The sequence below is a fragment of the Clostridium pacaense genome, assembly GCF_020709765.2.
In the GTDB taxonomy this organism is placed as follows: domain Bacteria; phylum Bacillota; class Clostridia; order Lachnospirales; family Lachnospiraceae; genus Enterocloster; species Enterocloster hominis.
Window position 1 is genome coordinate 13,421 of sequence record NZ_JAJFEB020000009.1, and the last position, 20,305, is coordinate 33,725.

The window sequence follows — 20,305 nt, forward strand, 5'->3', positions numbered from 1 at the left end:
TTAGCACAGGGGCACATAACCCGTATTACCAGGAAAGGCCGCCCCCAACCGGAGACAGCCTTTCCATATATGTCATATGATTCTCAGTTATTCCAAACTTCCCTCTGTTACAGCCCTTACCCAATTACACAGGATAAGCCTTACTCTCCTTATCAGCCACAGCGCCGTCCACCTTGGTCTGCTGTGCGGCCCTGTACTCGAAGAATTCCTTTGCAACAGCCGGGAACAGTGCGTAACTCAACACATCCTCATCCTGCTGCTTCCACTGTGCGCATTCCTTCTCAAACTGAGGAAGCTGCGGCGGAATCAGGTCGGCCGGACGGCAGGTAATCGGTGTCTCATCGCCGATGATCTTCTTCTGGACTTCAGCATTAAATGGCTTAACTGTCTGGCCGAACTCGCCGAGCATGATCTTCTTGGACTCCTTCGGAACCATCTTATAGCGCTCGCCCATGATGACATTCATAACAGCCTGGGTACCGACAATCTGTGAAGACGGTGTAACCAGGGGAGGCTCACCAAAGTCCTTACGCACTCTCGGGATTTCCTCCAGAACCTGACGGTACTTGTCTTCCTGTCCAGCATCCTTAAGCTGCTTAACCAGGTTGGAGAGCATGCCGCCCGGTACCTGATACTGCAGTGTCTTGATATTAACGCCCAGCACCTTCGGGTTCAGGAGGCCGCTCTTAAGCGCCTCGTCGCGGATTGGCTGGAAGTGGTCTGCAATCTCAGCCAGCAGTGTCTGGTCATAACCAGTGTCGTACGGTGTGCCGCGGAAGGTCTCAACCATGACCTCGGTTGCCGGCTGGCTGGTTCCCAGTGCCAGAGGTGACATTGCACAGTCAATAATCTCACAGCCTGCTTCTACTGCCTTTAAGTAGGTCATGGAGGCAACGCCGGAGGTGTAGTGGGTATGCAGGTCGATTGGAAGCTTGGTGCCTTCCTTCAGGGCCTGTACCAGCTCTGCTGCCGCATATGGTGTCAGAAGGCCGGCCATATCCTTGATACACAGGGAATCAGCGCCCATGTCCTCAATCCTCTTGGCAATGTCCTTCCAGTAATCCAGGGTATATGCGTCACCCAGTGTGTAGCAAAGGGCTATCTGAGCATGTCCTTTTTCCTTGTTGGTAGCCTTAACGGCTGTCTCCAGGTTGCGGATATCGTTCAGACAGTCGAAAATACGAATGATATCAATACCATTGGCAATGGACTTCTGTACAAAGTACTCTACCACATCATCTGCATAATGGTTATATCCCAGGATGTTCTGTCCGCGGAACAGCATCTGCAGCTTGGTATTCTTAAATCCATCCCTCAGTTTCCTCAGTCTGTCCCATGGATCTTCCTTCAGGAAACGAAGGCAGGAATCAAATGTAGCGCCGCCCCAGCACTCGACTGCGTGGTAGCCTACTTTGTCCATCTTATCAATAATGGGCAGCATCTGCTCAGTAGACATCCTGGTTGCAAGCAAGGACTGATGGGCGTCACGAAGGACGGTCTCCACAATCTTTACTGGCCTCTTCTCTATCTCTGCCATAGTTATAATCCTCCTATAATTGTCAAAATGTTATACCGTTATACCCCAAAGATTGCCATGAACGTACCGGCTGCGACCGCTGTACCGATAACGCCTGCAACGTTGGGTCCCATGGCATGCATCAGCAGGAAGTTGGTAGGATCTGCTTCTGCGCCAACCTTCTGGGACACACGTGCTGCCATAGGAACTGCAGATACGCCTGCGGAACCGATTAACGGATTGATCTTTCCTCCGGTAATCTTGCAAAGGAGCTTGCCGAAAAGCACGCCGCCAATGGTGCCGAAGCAGAATGCAACAAGGCCCAGGACAACAATCTTAACGGTTGTTGCATTTAAAAATGCCTCAGCGCTGGTGGTTGCACCAACAGAAGTTCCCAGCAGGATGACCACTATATACATCAGCGCGTTGCTTGCCGTGTCAGCCAGCTGCTTGACAACGCCGCTCTCACGGAACAGGTTGCCTAACATCAGCATACCTACAAGAGGAGCTGTGGACGGCAGGATCAGACACACTACCACGGTCACGATGATTGGGAATAAAATCTTCTCCAGCTTGGATACCGGACGAAGCTGTTCCATCTTAATCTTACGTTCTTTCTCAGTTGTAAGCAGCTTCATGAACGGCGGCTGGATGATTGGCACCAGCGCCATGTAGGAATACGCTGCCACTGCAATGGGTCCCATGATCTGAGTCTGTCCCAGCTTACTGCACAGGAACAGGGATGTAGGGCCGTCCGCTCCGCCGATGATGGAGATGGCAGCCGCTTCCTTGCCTGTGAATCCCAGCAGGATGGCGAAGAAATAAGCGGAATAGATACCCAGCTGTGCCGCAGCTCCCATAATGAAGCTGATTGGGTTGGCAATCAGCGGACCAAAGTCCGTCATCGCGCCTACGCCCAGGAAAATGAGGGACGGTAAGATACTCCACTCATCCAGCTGGAAGAAATACCACAAAAGCCCTCCGGTTCCATTGGATGTCTGCTCCGGTGAATACATGATCTCAGGATAAATATTAACCAGCAGCATTCCGAATGCAATCGGGATCAGAAGCAGGGGCTCATACCCCTTCCTGATGGCAAGATACAAGAACACCAGGGCTACTACGATCATTGCATAATTGCCTGCGTCCAGATGGAAAAACGCCATCTGGTTCAGCAGGTTGTTAACTATATTGCCAAAATCCATAATGTTCCCTCCATAATGAATCCCATATTACTATGGACCCACCTATTTTATTAGTTCAGAGTAGCCAAAACCGCGCCTGATTCAACGGAATCGCCAGTGGATACATTAATGCTGGCAATGGTTCCATCCTGAGGAGCCACGATATCATTTTCCATCTTCATTGCTTCCAGTACCAGGATGACGTCGCCCTTCTTGACAGCCTGGCCAACCGCGCCCTTGACAGCTACCACCTTGCCTGGCATTGGGGCCGCAACCTGCACGGAGCCAGCTGCGCCTGCCGGTGCGGGAGCTGCTGCCGGTGCAGGAGCTGCTGCTGGAGCCGGGGCCGCTGCCGGGGCAACAGGAGCTGCTGCCGATGCAGCACCTGCTGCTGCGCCTTCTTCAACGGTTACTGCATATGCTTTTCCATTAACTGTAATTGTATATGTCTTCATTATATAATTCCTCCTGAAATTAAGAATAATTACGGAATCCTGTTCCTATCTCCGCCTGGAACCCTGTACGCGGCGGATGGAACGAACCACCAGACCGTTAGAAGAAGTTCCCTCATAAGCGGCTATGGCCGCTGTGATAACTGCTACAAGCTCAGCATCACCGGATAAATCCGGACCTGCTGCCGGTGCTGCGGGCGCTGCAGGCGCTGCCTTTACCGGCGCGGGTGCTGGCGCTGGCGTCTCATTCTTTGTCTTAAGCCCTGTCTCCCACTTGTGGATGAATTTGAAGCAGGCAATCAGCAGGCTGATGAAAATCAGGACAGCAAACACTGTACCGATACCAATCACAGCATATACCGTGGCTGTCTCCAGCAGGCTTGCGACGCTCTTATCTGCTTCCGATGCATCAACCAGTTCGGTAAATTCAGATACAACCGTACCGGTGGCATCATTTACATTGACCACGTACTGCATCTTTCCTTCGGTAAATGTAACCGGAAGGGCAACCGTATAACTGCCGTCAGCCAAAAGCACCACTGATGCGCCGTCCAGATCCACATCCCTTACTTCGCCGTATTCATGCTTCGCATCAATCAGGACATTAAAGTAATTGACGCTGTCTTCGGTTCCCACTTTCTCATACATGGCCTTCTGGACATTCAGCTGTTCCAGGGATACTGACAGATCCTGTGCCGCCTGGATTTTCTTACTGATGGCCATGTTCTCATCTACGGGGGTTCCCTCCATGCTGATCTGGGCAGCCTTTGCTGCAGCATCATCCTGTTTCGCAGAGCAGGCAGACAGGCTCATCAGGCAGGCAGCCATCAGAACCGCTGCTGCCGCTCGTTTCATTAATCGTCTCATATACCTGTCACCTCTCTTTAAACCGTGCCATGCTTCTTAGACGGACGGTCCTCTCTCTTTGTGAACAGCATTTCAAAGGCCGCGATTACCCTCTGACGGGTCTCCTCTGCCTTGATGATATCGTCTACATATCCTCTCTTAGCTGCTGCAACGGCGCTGGACTGCAGTGTGGCATACTCTGCTGTCTTCTCCGCAATCAGGGCAGCCGCATTGTCGGATGCGTTGATTTCACCTGCGTACATGATCTTAACTGCTTCAGCCGGATTCATCATGCCGATGACCGCGTTCGGCCATGCGTAAACCACATCCGCACCAATGGACTTGCTGCCCATGGTCAGGTATGCGCTTCCGAATGCATCCTTCACAACCACCGTTACCTTTGGTACGCTTGCATTGGCATAAGCATAGGTAAGGCGTGCCGCTGCCTTGGCAATCCGTCTCTCGCTGCACTTCTTGGCCTTGTAGCCCTTAACGTTAACAAGGGTAAGTACAGGAATGTTGAAGGCGTCGCAGAAATTGATGAAGTCGGTGGCCTTGTCACAGCCCTTGCCGGACAGTACGGCCTCGAAATCTTCCTTCTTCTCACCGTTCTCATAAACCTCGGTACGGTTTGCAACACAGCCCACGGTTGTCCCATTCAGGCGGATGAATCCGGTTACCATGCAGGGTTCATAAGCTTTCTTAACTTCCATAAAGAAATTATTGTCAGAAATCATGGACAATGCCAGGGCCGTATCTCCTGTGCATGCATCCAGGTTCTCACAGATGCGGTTTAAATCATCCTGGCACTCGCCATAGGACATGTCATCTTCATTATTGGATGGCAAAATGGATACCAGGCTGCGTATCTGGGACAGGATAGAGGCTTCGTCCCCTGTAAAATCAGCCAGACCTGATTCCCTGCTCTGGAATTCAGCTGAGGAAGTGTCACATTTTTCCTTGTAGTTCCCGTCAATTGCATTCGGTGCATTGACAAACAGTTTGCCGGACTTCTCTTCCATAAAGGTGAAATCCGTAATGCCTGCAGATACCGCCATGCCGCCGCCGCAGGTCCCAAAGATTGCTGTTATCTGTGGAATCACGCCGGATGCCATGGTCTGGCTTAAATACAGCTTCCCAAAACCGTCCAGTGCGTCGGTTGCTTCCTGAAGACGCAGTCCTGCACAGTCTACTAGACCAACCACAGGCGCTCCCATCTTCATTGCCATGGAATAGATGTTGCAGATTTTCTTTGCATGCATTTCACCCATGGAACCGCCTAATACTGACGCATCCTGGCTGTATACATACACCAGGCATCCACCGATGGTACCATAACCGGTAACCACACCATCAGCCGGGGTCTCCTGCTCAGTCATGTTAAAGTCCGTACTTCTGGCAGTGATGTACGCGCCGACTTCAACAAAACTGTTCTCATCAAGCAGGGCTGCGATGCGGCTGCTTGCTGAAGTTTGTGCTGAATTACTCATTTTCCAGTCCTCCATCATTCATAAGTTTAACAATATCTAAGCATCAAAGCTGAAAAAAACAGCCATGACGCAAAAAAAAGCAGAAATATTGCCACATACTATTATAATAATAAATTTGTCAAATTTCAAGTTCTTTCGGTATAAAAAGGTGAAAATATTAACGAACCTCCAAATACGGGATATGGAAAGGAGTTGTAGCATTTCCAAAAGAAATAGAAAGGCTGCAACTCCATTTTTGTTAGATAGTACTCAATATTTTTTATCCGATTGAAAAAAATTTGTCATGGATGACCTGGACTGCTTTATCCGCATCCTTCTTGTCAACCAGGACCGATATCTTGATCTCGCTGGTGGAAATCATGTTGATGTTGATATTGGCATCGTAAAGCGCCTCAAAGAGCGTGGCTGCCACGCCGGGGTTGTTGATCATACCCGCGCCCACAACGGAAACCTTTGCAATATCCGTATTCGTCTCAAGCCGCGCATAGCGGATTTCGTCCCTGTGTTCCTCAAGCAGTCCGGCCGCCTTTAAAAGATCTGATCCGGCAACGGTAAAGCAGATATCCTTGCCCTCCTCATGGCCAATACCCTGAAGGATGATGTCCACATTGATGTGGTTCTGGGCCAGCAGGGAGAATACCTTAAAAGAGGTTCCTATCTCGTTGGGCACCCCGATCAGTGCAATCCTTGAAATATTCTTGTCCTTTGCCACGCTGCTGATATACGACTTTTCCATACGCTTTACTACTCCCTTCACTTTTGTGCCCGGATGGCCCGTAAAGCTTGAGAGCACCTCCAGTCTCACATTATATTTCTTCGCCATCTCCACCGAACGGTTATGTAACACCTGGGCGCCCAGGGTGGCCAGCTCCAGCATCTCGTTGTAGGTCACCTCATCCAGCTTCCTGGCTCCCTTTACCGTCCTTGGATCTGCGGTGTACACCCCGTCCACATCCGTGTAAATCTGGCAAAGCTCCGCATCCAGGGTGGCTGCCAGGGCCACTGCCGAGGTATCGGAGCCTCCCCTTCCAAGGGTGGTGATGTCCTGGTTCCTGTTTATCCCCTGGAATCCGGTGACAATGACAATCTTCTTCTGGTTCAGTTCCGCCTCAATCCGCTCCGTGTCCACCCGCTTGATCCTGGCGTTCCTGGAAACCGTGTTGGTATACATGCCGGCCTGCCAGCCCGTCAGCGATATGACAGGGCAGCCCAGGGCTTCAATGGCCATGGCGCACAGGGACACCGATATCTGTTCCCCTGTGGACAGCAGCATATCCATTTCCCGGTTTGAAGCATTGGGATTCACCTTCCTGGCCATCTCTATCAGGTCGTCCGTGGTGTCTCCCTGGGCGGATAGCACGGCCACCACCTGGTTTCCCGCCTTATAGGTGTCCGTGATGATCCTTGCCACGTTACGGAGTCTCTCCGTGTCAGCCACCGAGGTCCCGCCGAATTTCTGTACAATTAAACCCATACCTGTTCCTTTCCATACCTGTTCTCTGTTTCAATCCACGCCCAGTATATTGTCGAAGTGCGACTGCATCCTACGTAGATGCGTGGTTGACCTCATGGCAGTGGGGATACCGATTACTCTCCGCCCACCACTGCCGTTAAGTTTGTTTTTGGCAATTCATCCCACCACCTTAGAGGATGGGAGAATCCTTGCTAATATTTGTCAAAAAAGGAGCAGTGACCACCAGGGGCACTGCTCCTTAAGCCTTTTCTATTAATATTTTACACGCTGGGCCTTGTTTGTCAACCAGAGCCTTTAATTTTCCAGGTTACGCCACTTAAAGTCCGGCACCACGTCGGACCATTTACTGATTCCGATGATGGGTTTGGCAAACTCCGTTGCCTCCAGGGTGGCATTCTTCTTATCAATATCCCTGAATACCTGCCATATCTTCTTGCGCTTGGTTGCCACGATCAGGTTGGGCTGGTTCATGTCGCACTCCCAAAGCCCGAACTTCAAGCCGTCCTTTGCCTCCGAAGGCGCATCCACCTGGCGGCTCACCGTATAGGCGTCAATATATGGGTTGCTGTCCACCAGATAGTAGGAATAGGCATAGGCAGCCGCCTGAATCTCTGGTATATTGCCCCTGGTGGGGCTGTATGACGTAAATCCCTGCTCGGTCAGTATGATATGGCGCACATGGCCGGAAGGAGTGCGCAGTGTCTCCTGCACAAAGTAATCCGTCAGCACATTCAGATTGGCAAAGTTGATGACCGGGGAATTAAAATCATTGGTAAAAAGCCCGGTGGACTGTGGGTCATCCCAGAACTCCGGCTCCGTCATGGGGCATGGATACGGATGATAGGCCAGCCCCCACTCCATCTGCCCCTCTGTGTTGGCAATGGAGTTAAAACTGTCCACAATCTGCTTGCCGCCGTATTTTAACTTGCCGTCAATCTCGTTCATCCAGTTGTAGTCCAGGGAGAAGTAGACCCTGTCATTGGCATTGGTGCTCTTGATGGCAGTGTAAATCACGCGGAAGGCTTTCTGGTACGCCTTTACATAGGTGGTCAGGTCCGTGGATCCCATGTAGTTCCACTGCTGGTTATTAATCTCATTGCCGATGATCCAGTTGGACACCTTGCCGTAATTGGGGTTCTTGCCGCTGTAATGGTCTGCCAGGAAGGAGGCGATTGCCTTGGTCTGTTCAAACCCGTTCTCAGTCTGCGCATTGAACATATAGTAAAATGCATTGGAGCTCTTCTGTGTCCCCGGATAGATAAGGTCCGGGGTATTGGGGTTCCAGTCATTGAGCAGGATGACCGTAACGGTCATTCCCTTGCCGGACAGGGCGCTGATGGTCTCGTCATAGGCATCCACCACCGCTTTGTTGAAGTTATAAGTTACCCCGTCATAATTGTACGTAATGCCCGTACCCATGATCTGGGAAAATGCAATGTTGGTGGTAACGTGCTTCACGCCCAGGTCAAAGGCGTCGCTGAGCATGTCAATCTCAATATTCAGGCCCTTCTTTGTTAACGGGTCCTTGAAGGCTTCCTGGTTCTTCGCCACTATCTCAGGGTTGGTGATATAGTGGGGCTTGCTGACCGGTAGGAAGTCCGTCCCGTCATAGACCGCCAGCATGAACCTGCTGTATAGACGGTCCTGGGGTGTCCCAAGGTTCAGGGGGATGGTCACCGAGGTACTCCCAAGGGCTGCTGCCGACGCGGCATAATCCCTGCGGCTTCCGATTTCATCCTCAAAGGGCTGCATCTCAAAAATATAAATCTTCCCGTCCGTGCCAGCCGCGTCCCCGCTGCTGTTAAATCCAATCTCAATGTTCTGTTTATCTCCGGTAATCTTACAGGAGGTAATCTGCCCCGACACTGCCGGAACAAATGCCTGTTCCGCCGCCTGTCCCTGGGCCGCTGCCTGGGCTGCCTGGTCCTGGGCCGTGTCAGCATAAGCGTATGTGCTGCCCAATGACGCAGTGGAGCACAGCAGGGCTGCGGCCAGCGCCAGCATCTTTCCTCCCTTGAATTTGGTTCTCTTCATTGTTTCATTCCTCCCAGCTTTCTCCAGAATAGGATACAAGGTACATCATACAGGATTAAGTTTACATTTTCCGTGAACTTTTTATTACATGTCTCTTAATTATTGTATGACGCTCTGGAAGATTTTACGTTTGGTTATGAAAAGAATCTTACAGCTTCGACACATCAATCACCGCCCCTGTATCAGCCGAACTTACCAGCGCCGCATATTTGGCCAGCGCAGGTTTCCTGGGCTTCCTGACCGGGACGGATGTTTTCCGCCTTCTGTCAAACTCCTCTTCTGTCACCTCAATATGCAGGCTTCGGCCCGGGATATCAATCTCTATGATATCCCCGTCCTCCACCAGCCCGATGGGGCCGCCGGATGCCGCCTCAGGCGATACATGGCCCACGCATGGACCATGGGTTGCTCCTGAGAACCGTCCGTCCGTGACCAGGGCGCAGTCCTCGTCCATGCCCCTGCCCATGATAAGGGCTGTGGTGGAAAGCATTTCCCTCATGCCCGGGCCGCCCTTGGGGCCTTCATAGCGGATGACAATGACGGTTCCCTTTTCTATCCCGCCGCCGCTGACAGCCGCGTCCGCTTCCTCCATGGAATCGAATACCCTTGCCTTCCCACGGAAATGATACATGGAAGGCTTTACCCCCGACTGCTTCACAACCGCGCCTGAGGGCGCCAGGTTTCCCTTGAGGATTGCAATACCGCCTTCCGGTTTCTGGGGTTCATCCATGGACTTTAGCACCTGGTCCGGCCGGGCCTGGACCGGTTCAAGAAGTGTGCTAAGCGTCTTGCCGGTAACGGTCAGTACATCCTTATGAAGCCTGGATTCAATGGTCTTTAACACTGCCTGGATCCCGCCGCTGGCATCCAGGGATACGATGGGATAATCCCCTGAGGGCTGGAGGTTGCATACAAACGGCACCTGGCGGCTGATGCGGTCAAAGTCCTCCAGGGTCAGCTCCACCCCTGCCTCATGGGCAATGGCCATAAGGTGCAGCACCAGGTTGGTGGAGGAACCGGTTGCCATGGCTCCTGCGATACCATTGAGCATGGTCTCCCTGGTCAGTATCTTCCTCGGTGTAAGCCCCTCCTTAAGCATTTCCATCACACACCGGCCCGATGCCTTGGCAATCCGTTTCCTCTTATTGGACACGGCCGGGGCGGTTCCTGCACCGGGCAGGGCCATTCCCAGGACCTCGGTCAGCATGCACATGGAATTGGCGGTTCCCAGATGGGCGCAGCTTCCAACCGTTGGAAGGGCGGCCTTCTCCGCCTCCTTCATCTCCTCTGCCGTCACCGTCCCCATCTCTACCCGGCCCGGATACTCCCGCAGCTCCGAGGAACAGAACAGCGGGTTGCCGCCCACATTGCCGGGAAGCATGGGGCCTCCGGGCACTATCACTGCCGGAATATCCAGCCTAGCGGCCGCCATCAGCATTCCCGGGATGATCTTGTCACAGCCGGGCAGCAGTACCATGGCGTCAAAATGATGGGCCTCCACCACCATTTCCACGGAATCCGCAATCAGGTCCCTGCTGGCCAAAGGATAGCACATCCCCTTATGTCCCTGGCACAGACCGTCACAGATTGCAATGGTTTCCGACTGCCTTGGCACGCCGCCTGCTTCTATGACACCCTGCTTCACATAATCCGCCAGTTCCCGAAGATGCACATGTCCCGGCACCATCTCGCTGAAGGAACCGATGACCGCCACAAATGGCTTCTTCATATCCTCCTCATCCATGCCTGTGGCATATAAAAGCGCCCTCTGGCCGGACCGCCCCAGGCCGTTGGTCAGCATACTGCTGCGGTACCTCCTGTCCTTCATCTCAAACTCTTTCTCAAAATCCATATCACGTCCTCCTCGCTTTGCGCTGTTCCTGTCCGCGCCGTGTAAATATTCCATGGCTTTATTATAAACCCCGTCTTTTAGAAAGTAAAATTAATAGATATTGATGTATTGTTAATTTTTCTAACAGTATTATTTTTCCATTATTGTTTTTCTTCTCATTTCCTTCTATAATAAAGATAGGATGTAAAAGGAGGATTCCATGAACCTGAAGGAAATCGAATACATTGTGAAAATAGCCGAGGAGCGCAATGTGACCAGGGCAGCACAAAAGCTTTTCATCACCCCCTCCGCCCTGAACCAGCAGCTGCTGCACCTGGAGCGGGATATCGGCACCCCTCTGTTCAACCGCTCCCGCACCGGATGGACCCCCACGGAGGCCGGGGAGGTCTATCTGGGCACGGCAAGGGAGATGCTGCGCATGAAGCGGGAGACATACCGCCGCCTGCAGGATATCGCTGCCGTCAAAAAAGGCACCCTCTCCATCGCTTTCCCGCCGGAAAGAGGCGCCTTTATGTTCACGGATGTATATCCTGATTTTCACAGGGAGTATCCTGGGATTGTCATCAATGTAACCGAGGCAAGCGTGCGCAGGCAGCAGCAGATGATTGCGCAGGGCGGTCTGGATATCGGCTTCATGACCCTGAGGGACAGCCAGAAGACCGAGGATGCGTACATCCACATTGCTTCTGAGGAACTGATCCTGGCAGTCCCTTCTGTCCATCCCCTGTGCGGTCAGGCTTCCCTGACAGGCAAGGGTCCGTATCCGGAACTGGATATCAGGGGACTTAAGTATGAGCCATTTGCCCTGATGTACAGGGAATCCACCATACGGGAGTGTGTGGACAGCATTTTCCGGCAGGCGGGCTTTGTGCCCAATGTGCTCTTCGAAACATCCAGGGCAAAAACCATCATCGATATCATTGCCGCCAGGATGTGCTGCGGCCTGGTCCCCTATACGGACTCCATCCCTCCCAGGAAGGAAGTTGCCTTCTTCTGCCTGCCGGGCCATCCCACCTGGGACCTGGCTGCCAGCTACCGAAGGAACAGCTACTTAAGCATGCCTGCCAGACGTTTCATCGACCTGGCCTCCTGCTATTGGAAGAGGGAGCTTGCACTGCCCGGTGCGGACGCCGGCGGTCAGGCAGCCCATGTCAGCACAGCTTCTCCATGACGGACGCGGATGTCTTTTCATTGTTAATACAGCAGGTATCATAGTACCTTCTGTAATATTCCGTATACAGAAGGTCAATCAGGAACAGCTGGCTGATTTCCGCGGACGAGGAACCGGCCTGAAGAGGGCTTTCATTGGCGCCGCAGAGCAATACCATGTCCCCATAGGCTGTAAGGGGGGATTTGATGAAACGGGTGATACATACAATATCAGCCCCGGCCTTCTTAGCCAGTTCCGCCACATGGATGGTGTCCTTGGTTGCGCCGGAATAGGAAAATACAACAGCCGTTTCGCCCTTTGACATGGTGGAGGCCATCATGGCCTGCATGTGGGAGTCTGCCACACAGTATACCTTGGGTTCTATTTTTAAGAACTTGTCCGCAGCCTTCATGGCCGTGGTCATGCTGGTCCCCACTCCGTAAAAGCAGATGCGCTTTGCCCGGTGGAAGCACTCTATGACCTTTTCAAAGTTCTCCCGCTTTAATAAGGAATGGGTCTCCCGCAGCGCATCGATATTGGAGGCCAGGACCTTCTGGGCCACCTGGGCAAATGAATCGTCCCTGCCGATATCGCCTTCAATCTGCCCCAGGCCCTGCTTTCCCTCATTAAGGCTCAGGGACAGGAGCATTTTAAATTCCTGGTATCCTTTGCAGTCCATGGTCTTGCAGAAACGGAATACGCTGGTATCCCCCACGCCGCAGGCCTCAGCCAGTTCCGTAATGGACATGAACAGAACCTTTTTGGGATTATTGAGGATAAAATCCGCCACCTTTTTTTCCGCCTTTGTAAACTGGTTATATTCTCCTCTGATTCCCACTAAAAAATCCGCTGTCATATGCCTTCCTCCTTTGGATGCCCGCTATATGAAAAATTAATTTATCTTTATTATAAAAAAAAATATTTCTTTTAGCAAGAGAGAGGTGTTCTATTATGAAGTATTTTTCCAAAAAAGAACTTTTATCCATTCCTAACCTGATGGGGTATTTCCGCCTGCTCATGATTCCGGTCTTTGTCTGGCTGTATCTGACCGCCTCCACGGACATGGATTACTACATGGCCGCCCTGGTCATGGGCATCTCCTCGCTGACCGATATGTTTGACGGCATGGTGGCAAGGAAATTCAACATGATTACAGATTTCGGCAAGTTCCTGGATCCCCTGGCTGACAAACTGTCCCACGGCGCCATCCTCCTCTGTCTCTTAAGCCGGTATCCGCTGATCCTTCTGATGCTTGTGCTCTATGTGATAAAGGAAGGCTTCATGCTGGTCATGGGTATCATCAAACTGCGCCAGGGCAAGAAGCTCAACGGCGCCAAGTGGTTTGGAAAATGCTGCACCGCCCTTTTGTATGTGGTACTGTTCATTTTCCTGATTTTCCCCCGTCTGCCCCTGGGGATTGTCAACGGCCTGATTTATCTGTGCACGGCCGCCATGGCCCTTACCCTGGTGCTGTACATACCGGTCTTCCGGAATATGTAGGCTGTGCTGCGGGGCAGTTTTATGGAACATGTATCCAGTACTGCGGGGCAGTCTTACGGAACATGTAGCCAGTACTGCGGGGCAGTCTTACGGAACATGTAGCTAGTACTGCGGGGCAGTCTTACGGTTCCCGCTGCCTTATATCCTCACTGGGCAGCATCGCCATAATCAGCTTCCTGGTACGCCGCGTCCTGATACACCCGTTTCATGGTAAAACCGCGGCCCCTGACCTCGTTAATCTGGTTTATTATCATAAATGCTTCCGGATCCTCGTTCATCACAAGCTGGTTAAGTCTTGGCAGGTCACGCCTTGCAATGACGGCCAGAATCATATCCTGTTCCTTGTGCAGATAGCCTGTCTCCATATGCAGCAGGGATGTGCCGCAGTCCAGGCGCTCTGCAATCAGCCTGTTAATCCGCTCATAATACCGGGTGACCACCTTCACCTGTATCCTCACATTGCCGGACATCAGTACCTTGTTAAGCACCATGGTGTACACGATGATTAACAGGATCCCGTACAGGATTGCATGGGAATCAGCCACAATGAACTGCAGCCCCAGAACCACGCAGTCCATCAGGTAAAGGCTGAAGGAGATATTGACGTCGAATTTCTTCTTAAGGATAAGGGATGGTATGTCCATGCCGCCGGTGGATGCCCCTGCACGCATGACGATACCGATGCCGCCTCCTATGAGGATACCGGCATAAATTACCGCCACCATCTTTTCCTCAAGCACAAAACCGCCAAAACCCGAGCCTTCCAAAAGCCCCAGCATCACAGGGTAGATGATGGTGCTGATTACCGTGGTGACAGCAAACTGCTTCCCCAGTATCCACGCCCCAAGGAGGAACATGGTGATATTGAAAATGCTGACAAAGAGGCTGATCGGTATCCCCATGGTGTGGGAGGCAAAAAGGGCCAGGCCCGTGGTCCCCCCTGTTATCAGCCCATTGGGGACGATGAACAGCACCACTGCCAGGGCGTACATGGTGTTGCCAAGGACAATCTGTCCGATTCTTATGAGTTCCCTTATTATCTTGTTTTTCTCTTCCATGTTTTTAGTCCTTTCTCACTGTAGCCGGGTAAAATCCGCAATAAAAAACAGCAGATTCCTCTGCTGTCATAATGCTTTATATGGGATGCTGCATGTAATACGGCCCAACCAGGCCCTGTATGGTGATAACCCAATCCTCATCTGTTTAACCTTCTGTTCCTGTTCTGCCAGCCGGAATCCAATCTGCCAAAGGGACATGACTGTCCGGCGTCCGGATCATCCTGCTGTATACGTATGATAACACGCAAAAGTAATGGTAACACGTTTTCTACCGCATGTCAAGACAGCTCTTTGCTGTCCCTTACAGCCCCTACAGCTCCTTACTTCCCATTTCTTTTTATTTCCATCCATCCCTCACTTCCAATCCCATCCTCCCTGTGTTAAACTAGAACTATAAAATACATAAGAGGAGGTATCACCATGAAAAAACTCATCCGCTGCGCGAACCAGTATATCTGGGAATCCGACTGGAAACTCATCAGCTTACTGAAGTTCTGCCTTCTGTCCCTTGGCATCTGCATCGGCCTTCATGTTCCCAGCCAGAGGAAGAAAACCGTATTATGCATAGCTGCCGCCACCTTCATCGTGAGCTACATTCCGCTTATGGCAAAGTTCATCCGGATTGTGTGCGCCGATGACGGAACGTGATGAAGGAAGTAAGTGATAGCAGAAGCCTGGAGTGGACGGACCTGTAATAGCTGAAAACCGAACAGAAAAAAACAAAAGCCGGTCATTCCCCATCAAATACGCGGGAATACCGGCTTTTATCCTGTATTTACCTGCTCCTCCCCTGCGATGACGGCCTGCCGTCCATACGCAAAAGAGGGTCTTTGCTTATGACCTTCATGTAGATACCGCAGAGCAGGATCTGCAGCAGGGTTGAGGCCGGCGTGGCCAGGCCAATCCGGAACAGGGAAACAGGCGCCAGCCTGCTCATCAGATAAGACACGGGAATCCTGACCCCAAACGCCCCAGCAATGCCCTGAAACATCACGAAGGCTGTCTTGCCGCATCCATTGAAAAATCCCGTCATGCAGAACATGAAGGAAACCAGCAGACAGTCAATGGCATAGGCCCTTAGATAATCAGCCGATGCCAAAACCACTTCCCTGTCCCCGGAAAAGATTCCAGACAGTATGTCTCCATGGAAAAAGGTGAACCAGGCCAGGAACACACCGGCTCCCAGGGAGGTGAGGATGCCGTACAGCAAGGCCTTCCTTGCCCGGTCCGGACGCTTTGCCCCGATATTCTGCGCCACAAAGGCGGACATGGCCTGGCTGTAGGCTGATGGGACCAGAAGCACGAAGCCAGCCAGCTTCTCCGCCACCCCTACCCCGGCTGAAGGTATGACCCCCAGCGTGTTCACAATGGCTGATATGACAAGAAATGAAATGGACACCAGCACATCCTGGAACGCAATGGGAAAACCCAGCTTCACGATGTGCGACACCAATGGCCGGTTCCAGCATATGCTCTTCCGGTCAAATACAAAGGGCAGGTTCTGTTTCCTTATGATTGCAAAGGACAGCACCACGCTCACCACCTGCGCAAAGACAGTGGCAATGGCCGCGCCGGCCGATGCCATGCCGAACACCCCGACCAGCAAAAGGTCGCCTGCAATATTGACCAGACATGCAATGGACACGGAAATCAGGGGAAGCCTGGAGTTCCCCAGCCCCCGGAATATACTTCCCATCACATTATATGCCACGATAAATACAGCGCCTGCCGAACATATCCTCACATATGATGCCGTACTGTCAAATGCTTCCCTGGGCGCCTGCATCCATCCGGTGGCAGGTACTGCCAGAAACTGCATCACGACAGTGACCACAATCCCAATCCATGCAAACATCCAGATGCCCGCACCTGCCACGCGTCCCGCTTCCTCCGGCTGTTTTTCCCCTATCCTCCTGCCCAGCAGGATGGTGGTCCCCATGGAAAGGCCCACGATAGCAGTGGTTATGGTCTGCATGATCCAGCTGCCAGTGGACACGGCGGATACCTCGGCTGCATGGCTGAACCGGCCCACAATCATCATATCCACTGCCCCGTACATGGTCTGCAGGAACAGGGCTGCCAGTACCGGAAGTGCAAATCCCATGAGGGATGACAGGATGTTCCCTTCCGTCAGGTTCTTTTGTTGGCTCATCTTCTCATTTCCTCCAAAATTTCCTCCAAAAAAACCCCTGAAATGCTTTCACATTCCAGGGGTTCAATTTACGCTTGGACACAATATCTATTCAGATATACCTATACAGGCAATTATGATTCATTTAAAATGAATTATTCAATAACGCTTACAACCCTGCCGGAACCAACGGTTCTTCCGCCTTCACGGATAGCGAAACGAAGACCCTGCTCCATAGCTACTGGATGAATCAGCTCTACGGTCATCTCTACGTTATCACCAGGCATACACATCTCAACACCTTCTGGCAGATCGCAAACGCCAGTAACGTCAGTTGTTCTGAAGTAGAACTGAGGACGGTAGTTGTTGAAGAAAGGAGTATGACGGCCGCCCTCGTCCTTTGTCAGAACGTAAACCTGAGCGGTAAACTTCTTGTGGCACTTAACGGAACCTGGCTTACACAGACACTGTCCTCTTTCGATTTCAGTTCTCTGGATACCACGCAGAAGAGCGCCGATGTTGTCGCCAGCCTGAGCCTCGTCAAGCAGCTTACGGAACATCTCGATACCGGTGATAACAGTCTTGCGGATGTCCTCGTGGATACCGATGATTTCAACTTCATCACTGAGGTGAAGTGTTCCACGCTCTACCCTACCGGTAGCAACAGTACCACGGCCGGTAATTGTGAATACATCCTCTACTGGCATCAGGAAAGGCTTATCTGTCTCACGGACTGGATCTGGAACCCAAGAGTCAACAGCGTCCATAAGCTCAAGAACTTTGTCGCCCCACTCGCTTGTAGGATCTTCCAGTGCCTTCAGTGCAGAACCCTGGATGATAGGAGTATCATCGCCTGGGAACTCATATTCATTTAACAGTTCACGGATTTCCATGTCTACTAATTCAAGCAGCTCTGGATCGTCAACCATATCACACTTGTTCATGAAAACAACAATGTAAGGAACGCCAACCTGACGGGACAGCAGGATGTGCTCTCTTGTCTGAGCCATAACACCATCGGTAGCAGCTACAACCAGGATAGCGCCGTCCATCTGAGCAGCACCAGTAATCATGTTCTTAACGTAGTCAGCATGTCCTGGGCAGTCAACGTGAGCATAGTGTCTGTTCTTTGTCTCATACTCAACGTGAGCAGTAGAGATGGTGATACCACGCTCCCTCTCTTCTGGAGCCTTATCGATATTCTCGAAAGCAACAGCCTCGCCGGTACCTAATCTCTCATGAAGAGTCTTTGTGATTGCTGCGGTTAAAGTTGTTTTACCATGGTCAACGTGTCCGATGGTACCAATGTTACAATGAGGTTTGTTTCTTTCAAACTTAGCTTTAGCCATTTTATAACGTCCTCCTTAATTTGCGCCCTGTATAATGGGCTATTATAGTTAATGTCAGGCTATCAATCATTATATTCTATTTTCCTTGGATTTACAAGCCTTTTGTTAATTATTTCTTGTGGTCGGAAAGCACCTTTTCCTGTACATTCTTCGGAACCGGCTCGTACTTATCAAAGAACATGGAGTAGTTTCCACGGCCCTGTGTCCTGGAGCGCAGGTCTGTTGAATAACCGAACATTTCTGACAGCGGAACGTATGCCCTTACCATCTTGCCTCCGCCGATATCCTCCATACCTTCGATACGTCCACGACGGGAGTTGATATCACCGATGACATCACCCATGTAGTCTTCCGGCATGGTTACTTCCACCTTCATGATCGGCTCAAGCAGGATTGGGTTGCCCTTGTGCATTGCATCCTTAAATGCCATGGAACCGGCAATGTGGAATGCCATTTCGGAGGAGTCAACCTCATGGTAGGAACCGTCGTATACATCAGCGTGAACGCCCAGTACTGGGAATCCGCCAAGGATACCGGTCTTGCATGCTTCCTCGATACCTTCGCCTACAGCCGGGATGTATTCCTTCGGAATGGCACCGCCGACAACGGAAGAAGTGAACTTGAAGGTCTCTTCTGCGTTTGCTTCCATTGGTGTGAAGTGAACCTTACAGTGACCGTACTGTCCACGTCCGCCGGACTGCTTCGCATACTTACTGTCAACATCCACAGCCTTGGTGAATGTTTCCTTATATGCAACCTGAGGAGCACCTACGTTGGCCTCTACGTTGAATTCACGCAGCAGACGGTCAACAATGATGTCCAGATGAAGCTCACCCATACCGGAGATGATGGTCTGGCCTGTCTCTTCATCGGTGCGTACGCGGAAGGTCGGATCTTCCTCAGCCAGCTTAACCAGCGCATCGCCCATCTTATCCTGGCTTGCTTTGGTCTTAGGCTCGATTGCAATGTCGATAACCGGCTCTGGGAATTCCATGGACTCCAGGATAACCGGGTTCTTCTCATCACAGATGGTATCGCCTGTGGATGTCATCTTAAATCCGACAGCTGCCGCGATATCACCGGCATAAACCTTATCCAGCTCGTTTCTCTTGTTGGCATGCATCTGAAGGATACGTCCAACACGCTCCTTCTTGCCCTTTGTGGCATTCAGTACATAAGAACCGGAGTTCAGGCTTCCTGAATACACGCGGAAGAATGCAAGCTTACCAACGAACGGGTCTGTCATGATCTTGAATGCAAGAGCTGCAAATGGCTCTTCATCAGAAGAGTGACGCTCAACTTCATTGCCGTCCAGGTCAACACCCTTGATGGAAGGGATGTCTAATGGTGAAGGCATGAACTCGATGACAGCATCCAGTAACTTCTGGACGCCCTTGTTCCTGTAAGCAGTACCACAGCATACCGGAATTGCGGCACACTGACAGGTAGCTGTCCTCAGTGCCTTCTTCAGTTCCTCGTTGCTTGGCTCCTCACCCTCAAGGTAAGCCATCATTAAATCGTCATCCAGTTCGCAGATCTTCTCTACTAACTCGGAACGGTATAATTCAGCGTCATCCTTCATATCCTCAGGGATATCAAGGACAGATATATCATCGCCCTTATCATCATTATAGATGTAGGCTTTCATTTCAAACAGGTCGATGATTCCTTTGAAATCATCTTCCTTGCCGATTGGCAGCTGAATGCAGATTGCATTCTTGCCAAGTCTGGTCTTAATCTGGTCTACAGCGCCGTAGAAGTTCGCACCAAGGATGTCCATCTTATTGATGAAGGCCATACGCGGTACGTTGTAGGTGTCAGCCTGGCGCCATACGTTCTCAGACTGGGGCTCTACACCGCCCTTTGCACAAAATACGCCAACAGCGCCATCAAGTACACGCAGGGAACGCTCAACTTCAACCGTGAAGTCAACGTGTCCTGGAGTATCAATGATGTTGATACGATGCTCTAATGCACCTGGCTTTGGCTTGCAGTTTTCCTGCAGGGTCCAGTGACAAGTGGTAGCAGCGGAAGTAATGGTGATACCTCTCTCCTGCTCCTGAGCCATCCAGTCCATGGTAGCAGTACCCTCGTGGGTATCGCCAATTTTATAGTTTACACCAGTGTAATACAGAATACGCTCAGTCGTGGTGGTCTTACCAGCATCGATATGGGCCATGATTCCGATATTCCTGGTTCTCTCCAATGGATATTCTCTTCCAGCCAAGGGATTTTCCTCCTTAAATAATCAAACAGGTCTCGCACACGA

At 51.5% G+C, this 20,305-nt stretch carries 16 protein-coding genes; 3 read left to right on the forward strand and 13 right to left on the reverse strand.

All coding sequences use genetic code 11. The features are described 5' to 3' along the window. Nucleotides 1-124 precede the first annotated feature (124 nt). The 8 genes from LK536_RS45190 to ilvD form a co-directional block, all read right to left on the reverse strand. A complete protein-coding gene (locus LK536_RS45190) occupies nt 125-1,537 on the reverse strand; it encodes an oxaloacetate decarboxylase subunit alpha (protein ID WP_008719696.1) in 1,413 nt (470 codons plus the stop codon). A 38-nt stretch (nt 1,538-1,575) separates the two neighbouring features. After that, nucleotides 1,576-2,721 carry a sodium ion-translocating decarboxylase subunit beta gene (locus LK536_RS45195; protein ID WP_120055300.1) on the reverse strand — a complete coding sequence of 382 codons (1,146 nt, stop codon included), beginning with the start codon at nt 2,719-2,721 and terminating at the stop codon, nt 1,576-1,578. A 50-nt stretch (nt 2,722-2,771) separates the two neighbouring features. Further along, nucleotides 2,772-3,155, reverse strand: coding sequence for a biotin/lipoyl-containing protein (locus tag LK536_RS45200; protein ID WP_227795780.1), 384 nt, complete (start codon nt 3,153-3,155; stop codon nt 2,772-2,774). Nucleotides 3,156-3,200: 45 nt separating this feature from the next. Beyond that, complete coding sequence (locus LK536_RS45205) at nt 3,201-4,019, reverse strand: OadG family protein (protein ID WP_025485617.1); 819 nt, start codon at nt 4,017-4,019, stop codon at nt 3,201-3,203. 17 nt (nt 4,020-4,036) lie between these two features. Next, nucleotides 4,037-5,488 carry an acyl-CoA carboxylase subunit beta gene (locus LK536_RS45210; protein WP_120055298.1) on the reverse strand — a complete coding sequence of 484 codons (1,452 nt, stop codon included), beginning with the start codon at nt 5,486-5,488 and terminating at the stop codon, nt 4,037-4,039. 259 nt (nt 5,489-5,747) lie between these two features. After that, complete coding sequence (locus LK536_RS45215) at nt 5,748-6,962, reverse strand: aspartate kinase (protein ID WP_008719701.1); 1,215 nt, start codon at nt 6,960-6,962, stop codon at nt 5,748-5,750. 294 nt (nt 6,963-7,256) lie between these two features. Further along, nucleotides 7,257-8,996 carry a DUF5722 domain-containing protein gene (locus LK536_RS45220; RefSeq protein ID WP_227795781.1) on the reverse strand — a complete coding sequence of 580 codons (1,740 nt, stop codon included), beginning with the start codon at nt 8,994-8,996 and terminating at the stop codon, nt 7,257-7,259. Nucleotides 8,997-9,144: 148 nt separating this feature from the next. Beyond that, nucleotides 9,145-10,848, reverse strand: a complete 1,704-nt coding sequence (gene ilvD, locus LK536_RS45225; RefSeq protein WP_227795782.1) for a dihydroxy-acid dehydratase — start codon at nt 10,846-10,848, stop codon at nt 9,145-9,147. Nucleotides 10,849-11,047: 199 nt separating this feature from the next. On the opposite strand from ilvD, the gene LK536_RS45230 reads away from it, so the two are divergent. Further along, on the forward strand, nt 11,048-12,019 hold the full coding sequence (locus LK536_RS45230; RefSeq protein ID WP_227795783.1) for a LysR family transcriptional regulator: 972 nt from the start codon (nt 11,048-11,050) through the stop codon (nt 12,017-12,019). Here the strand turns inward: LK536_RS45230 and LK536_RS45235 are convergent. Beyond that, nucleotides 12,000-12,854 (reverse strand): MurR/RpiR family transcriptional regulator, encoded by an 855-nt coding sequence (locus LK536_RS45235; protein WP_008719710.1) that lies wholly within the window; start codon nt 12,852-12,854, stop codon nt 12,000-12,002. The genes LK536_RS45230 and LK536_RS45235 overlap by 20 nt on opposite strands. A 95-nt stretch (nt 12,855-12,949) precedes the next feature. On the opposite strand from LK536_RS45235, the gene LK536_RS45240 reads away from it, so the two are divergent. Further along, the gene (locus LK536_RS45240) at nt 12,950-13,498 is read left to right on the forward strand and encodes a CDP-alcohol phosphatidyltransferase family protein (protein ID WP_227795784.1); all 549 of its coding nucleotides are present in this window, start codon (nt 12,950-12,952) and stop codon (nt 13,496-13,498) included. A 146-nt stretch (nt 13,499-13,644) separates the two neighbouring features. Here the strand turns inward: LK536_RS45240 and LK536_RS45245 are convergent, their stop codons facing one another. Continuing rightward, the gene (locus LK536_RS45245) at nt 13,645-14,556 is read right to left on the reverse strand and encodes a YitT family protein (RefSeq protein ID WP_120055288.1); all 912 of its coding nucleotides are present in this window, start codon (nt 14,554-14,556) and stop codon (nt 13,645-13,647) included. Nucleotides 14,557-14,976: 420 nt separating this feature from the next. Between LK536_RS45245 and LK536_RS45250 the strand changes: the two genes are divergently transcribed. Continuing rightward, nucleotides 14,977-15,204, forward strand: a complete 228-nt coding sequence (locus LK536_RS45250; RefSeq protein ID WP_008719716.1) for a hypothetical protein — start codon at nt 14,977-14,979, stop codon at nt 15,202-15,204. Between the two features lie 127 nt (nt 15,205-15,331). Here the strand turns inward: LK536_RS45250 and LK536_RS45255 are convergent, their stop codons facing one another. The 3 genes from LK536_RS45255 to fusA form a co-directional block, all read right to left on the reverse strand. Continuing rightward, nucleotides 15,332-16,708 carry an MATE family efflux transporter gene (locus LK536_RS45255; RefSeq protein ID WP_227795785.1) on the reverse strand — a complete coding sequence of 459 codons (1,377 nt, stop codon included), beginning with the start codon at nt 16,706-16,708 and terminating at the stop codon, nt 15,332-15,334. Between the two features lie 134 nt (nt 16,709-16,842). Then, a complete protein-coding gene (gene tuf / locus LK536_RS45260) occupies nt 16,843-18,036 on the reverse strand; it encodes an elongation factor Tu (RefSeq protein ID WP_227795786.1) in 1,194 nt (397 codons plus the stop codon). 109 nt (nt 18,037-18,145) lie between these two features. Further along, nucleotides 18,146-20,263 carry an elongation factor G gene (fusA, locus tag LK536_RS45265; protein WP_227795787.1) on the reverse strand — a complete coding sequence of 706 codons (2,118 nt, stop codon included), beginning with the start codon at nt 20,261-20,263 and terminating at the stop codon, nt 18,146-18,148. Nucleotides 20,264-20,305: the final 42 nt, after the last annotated feature.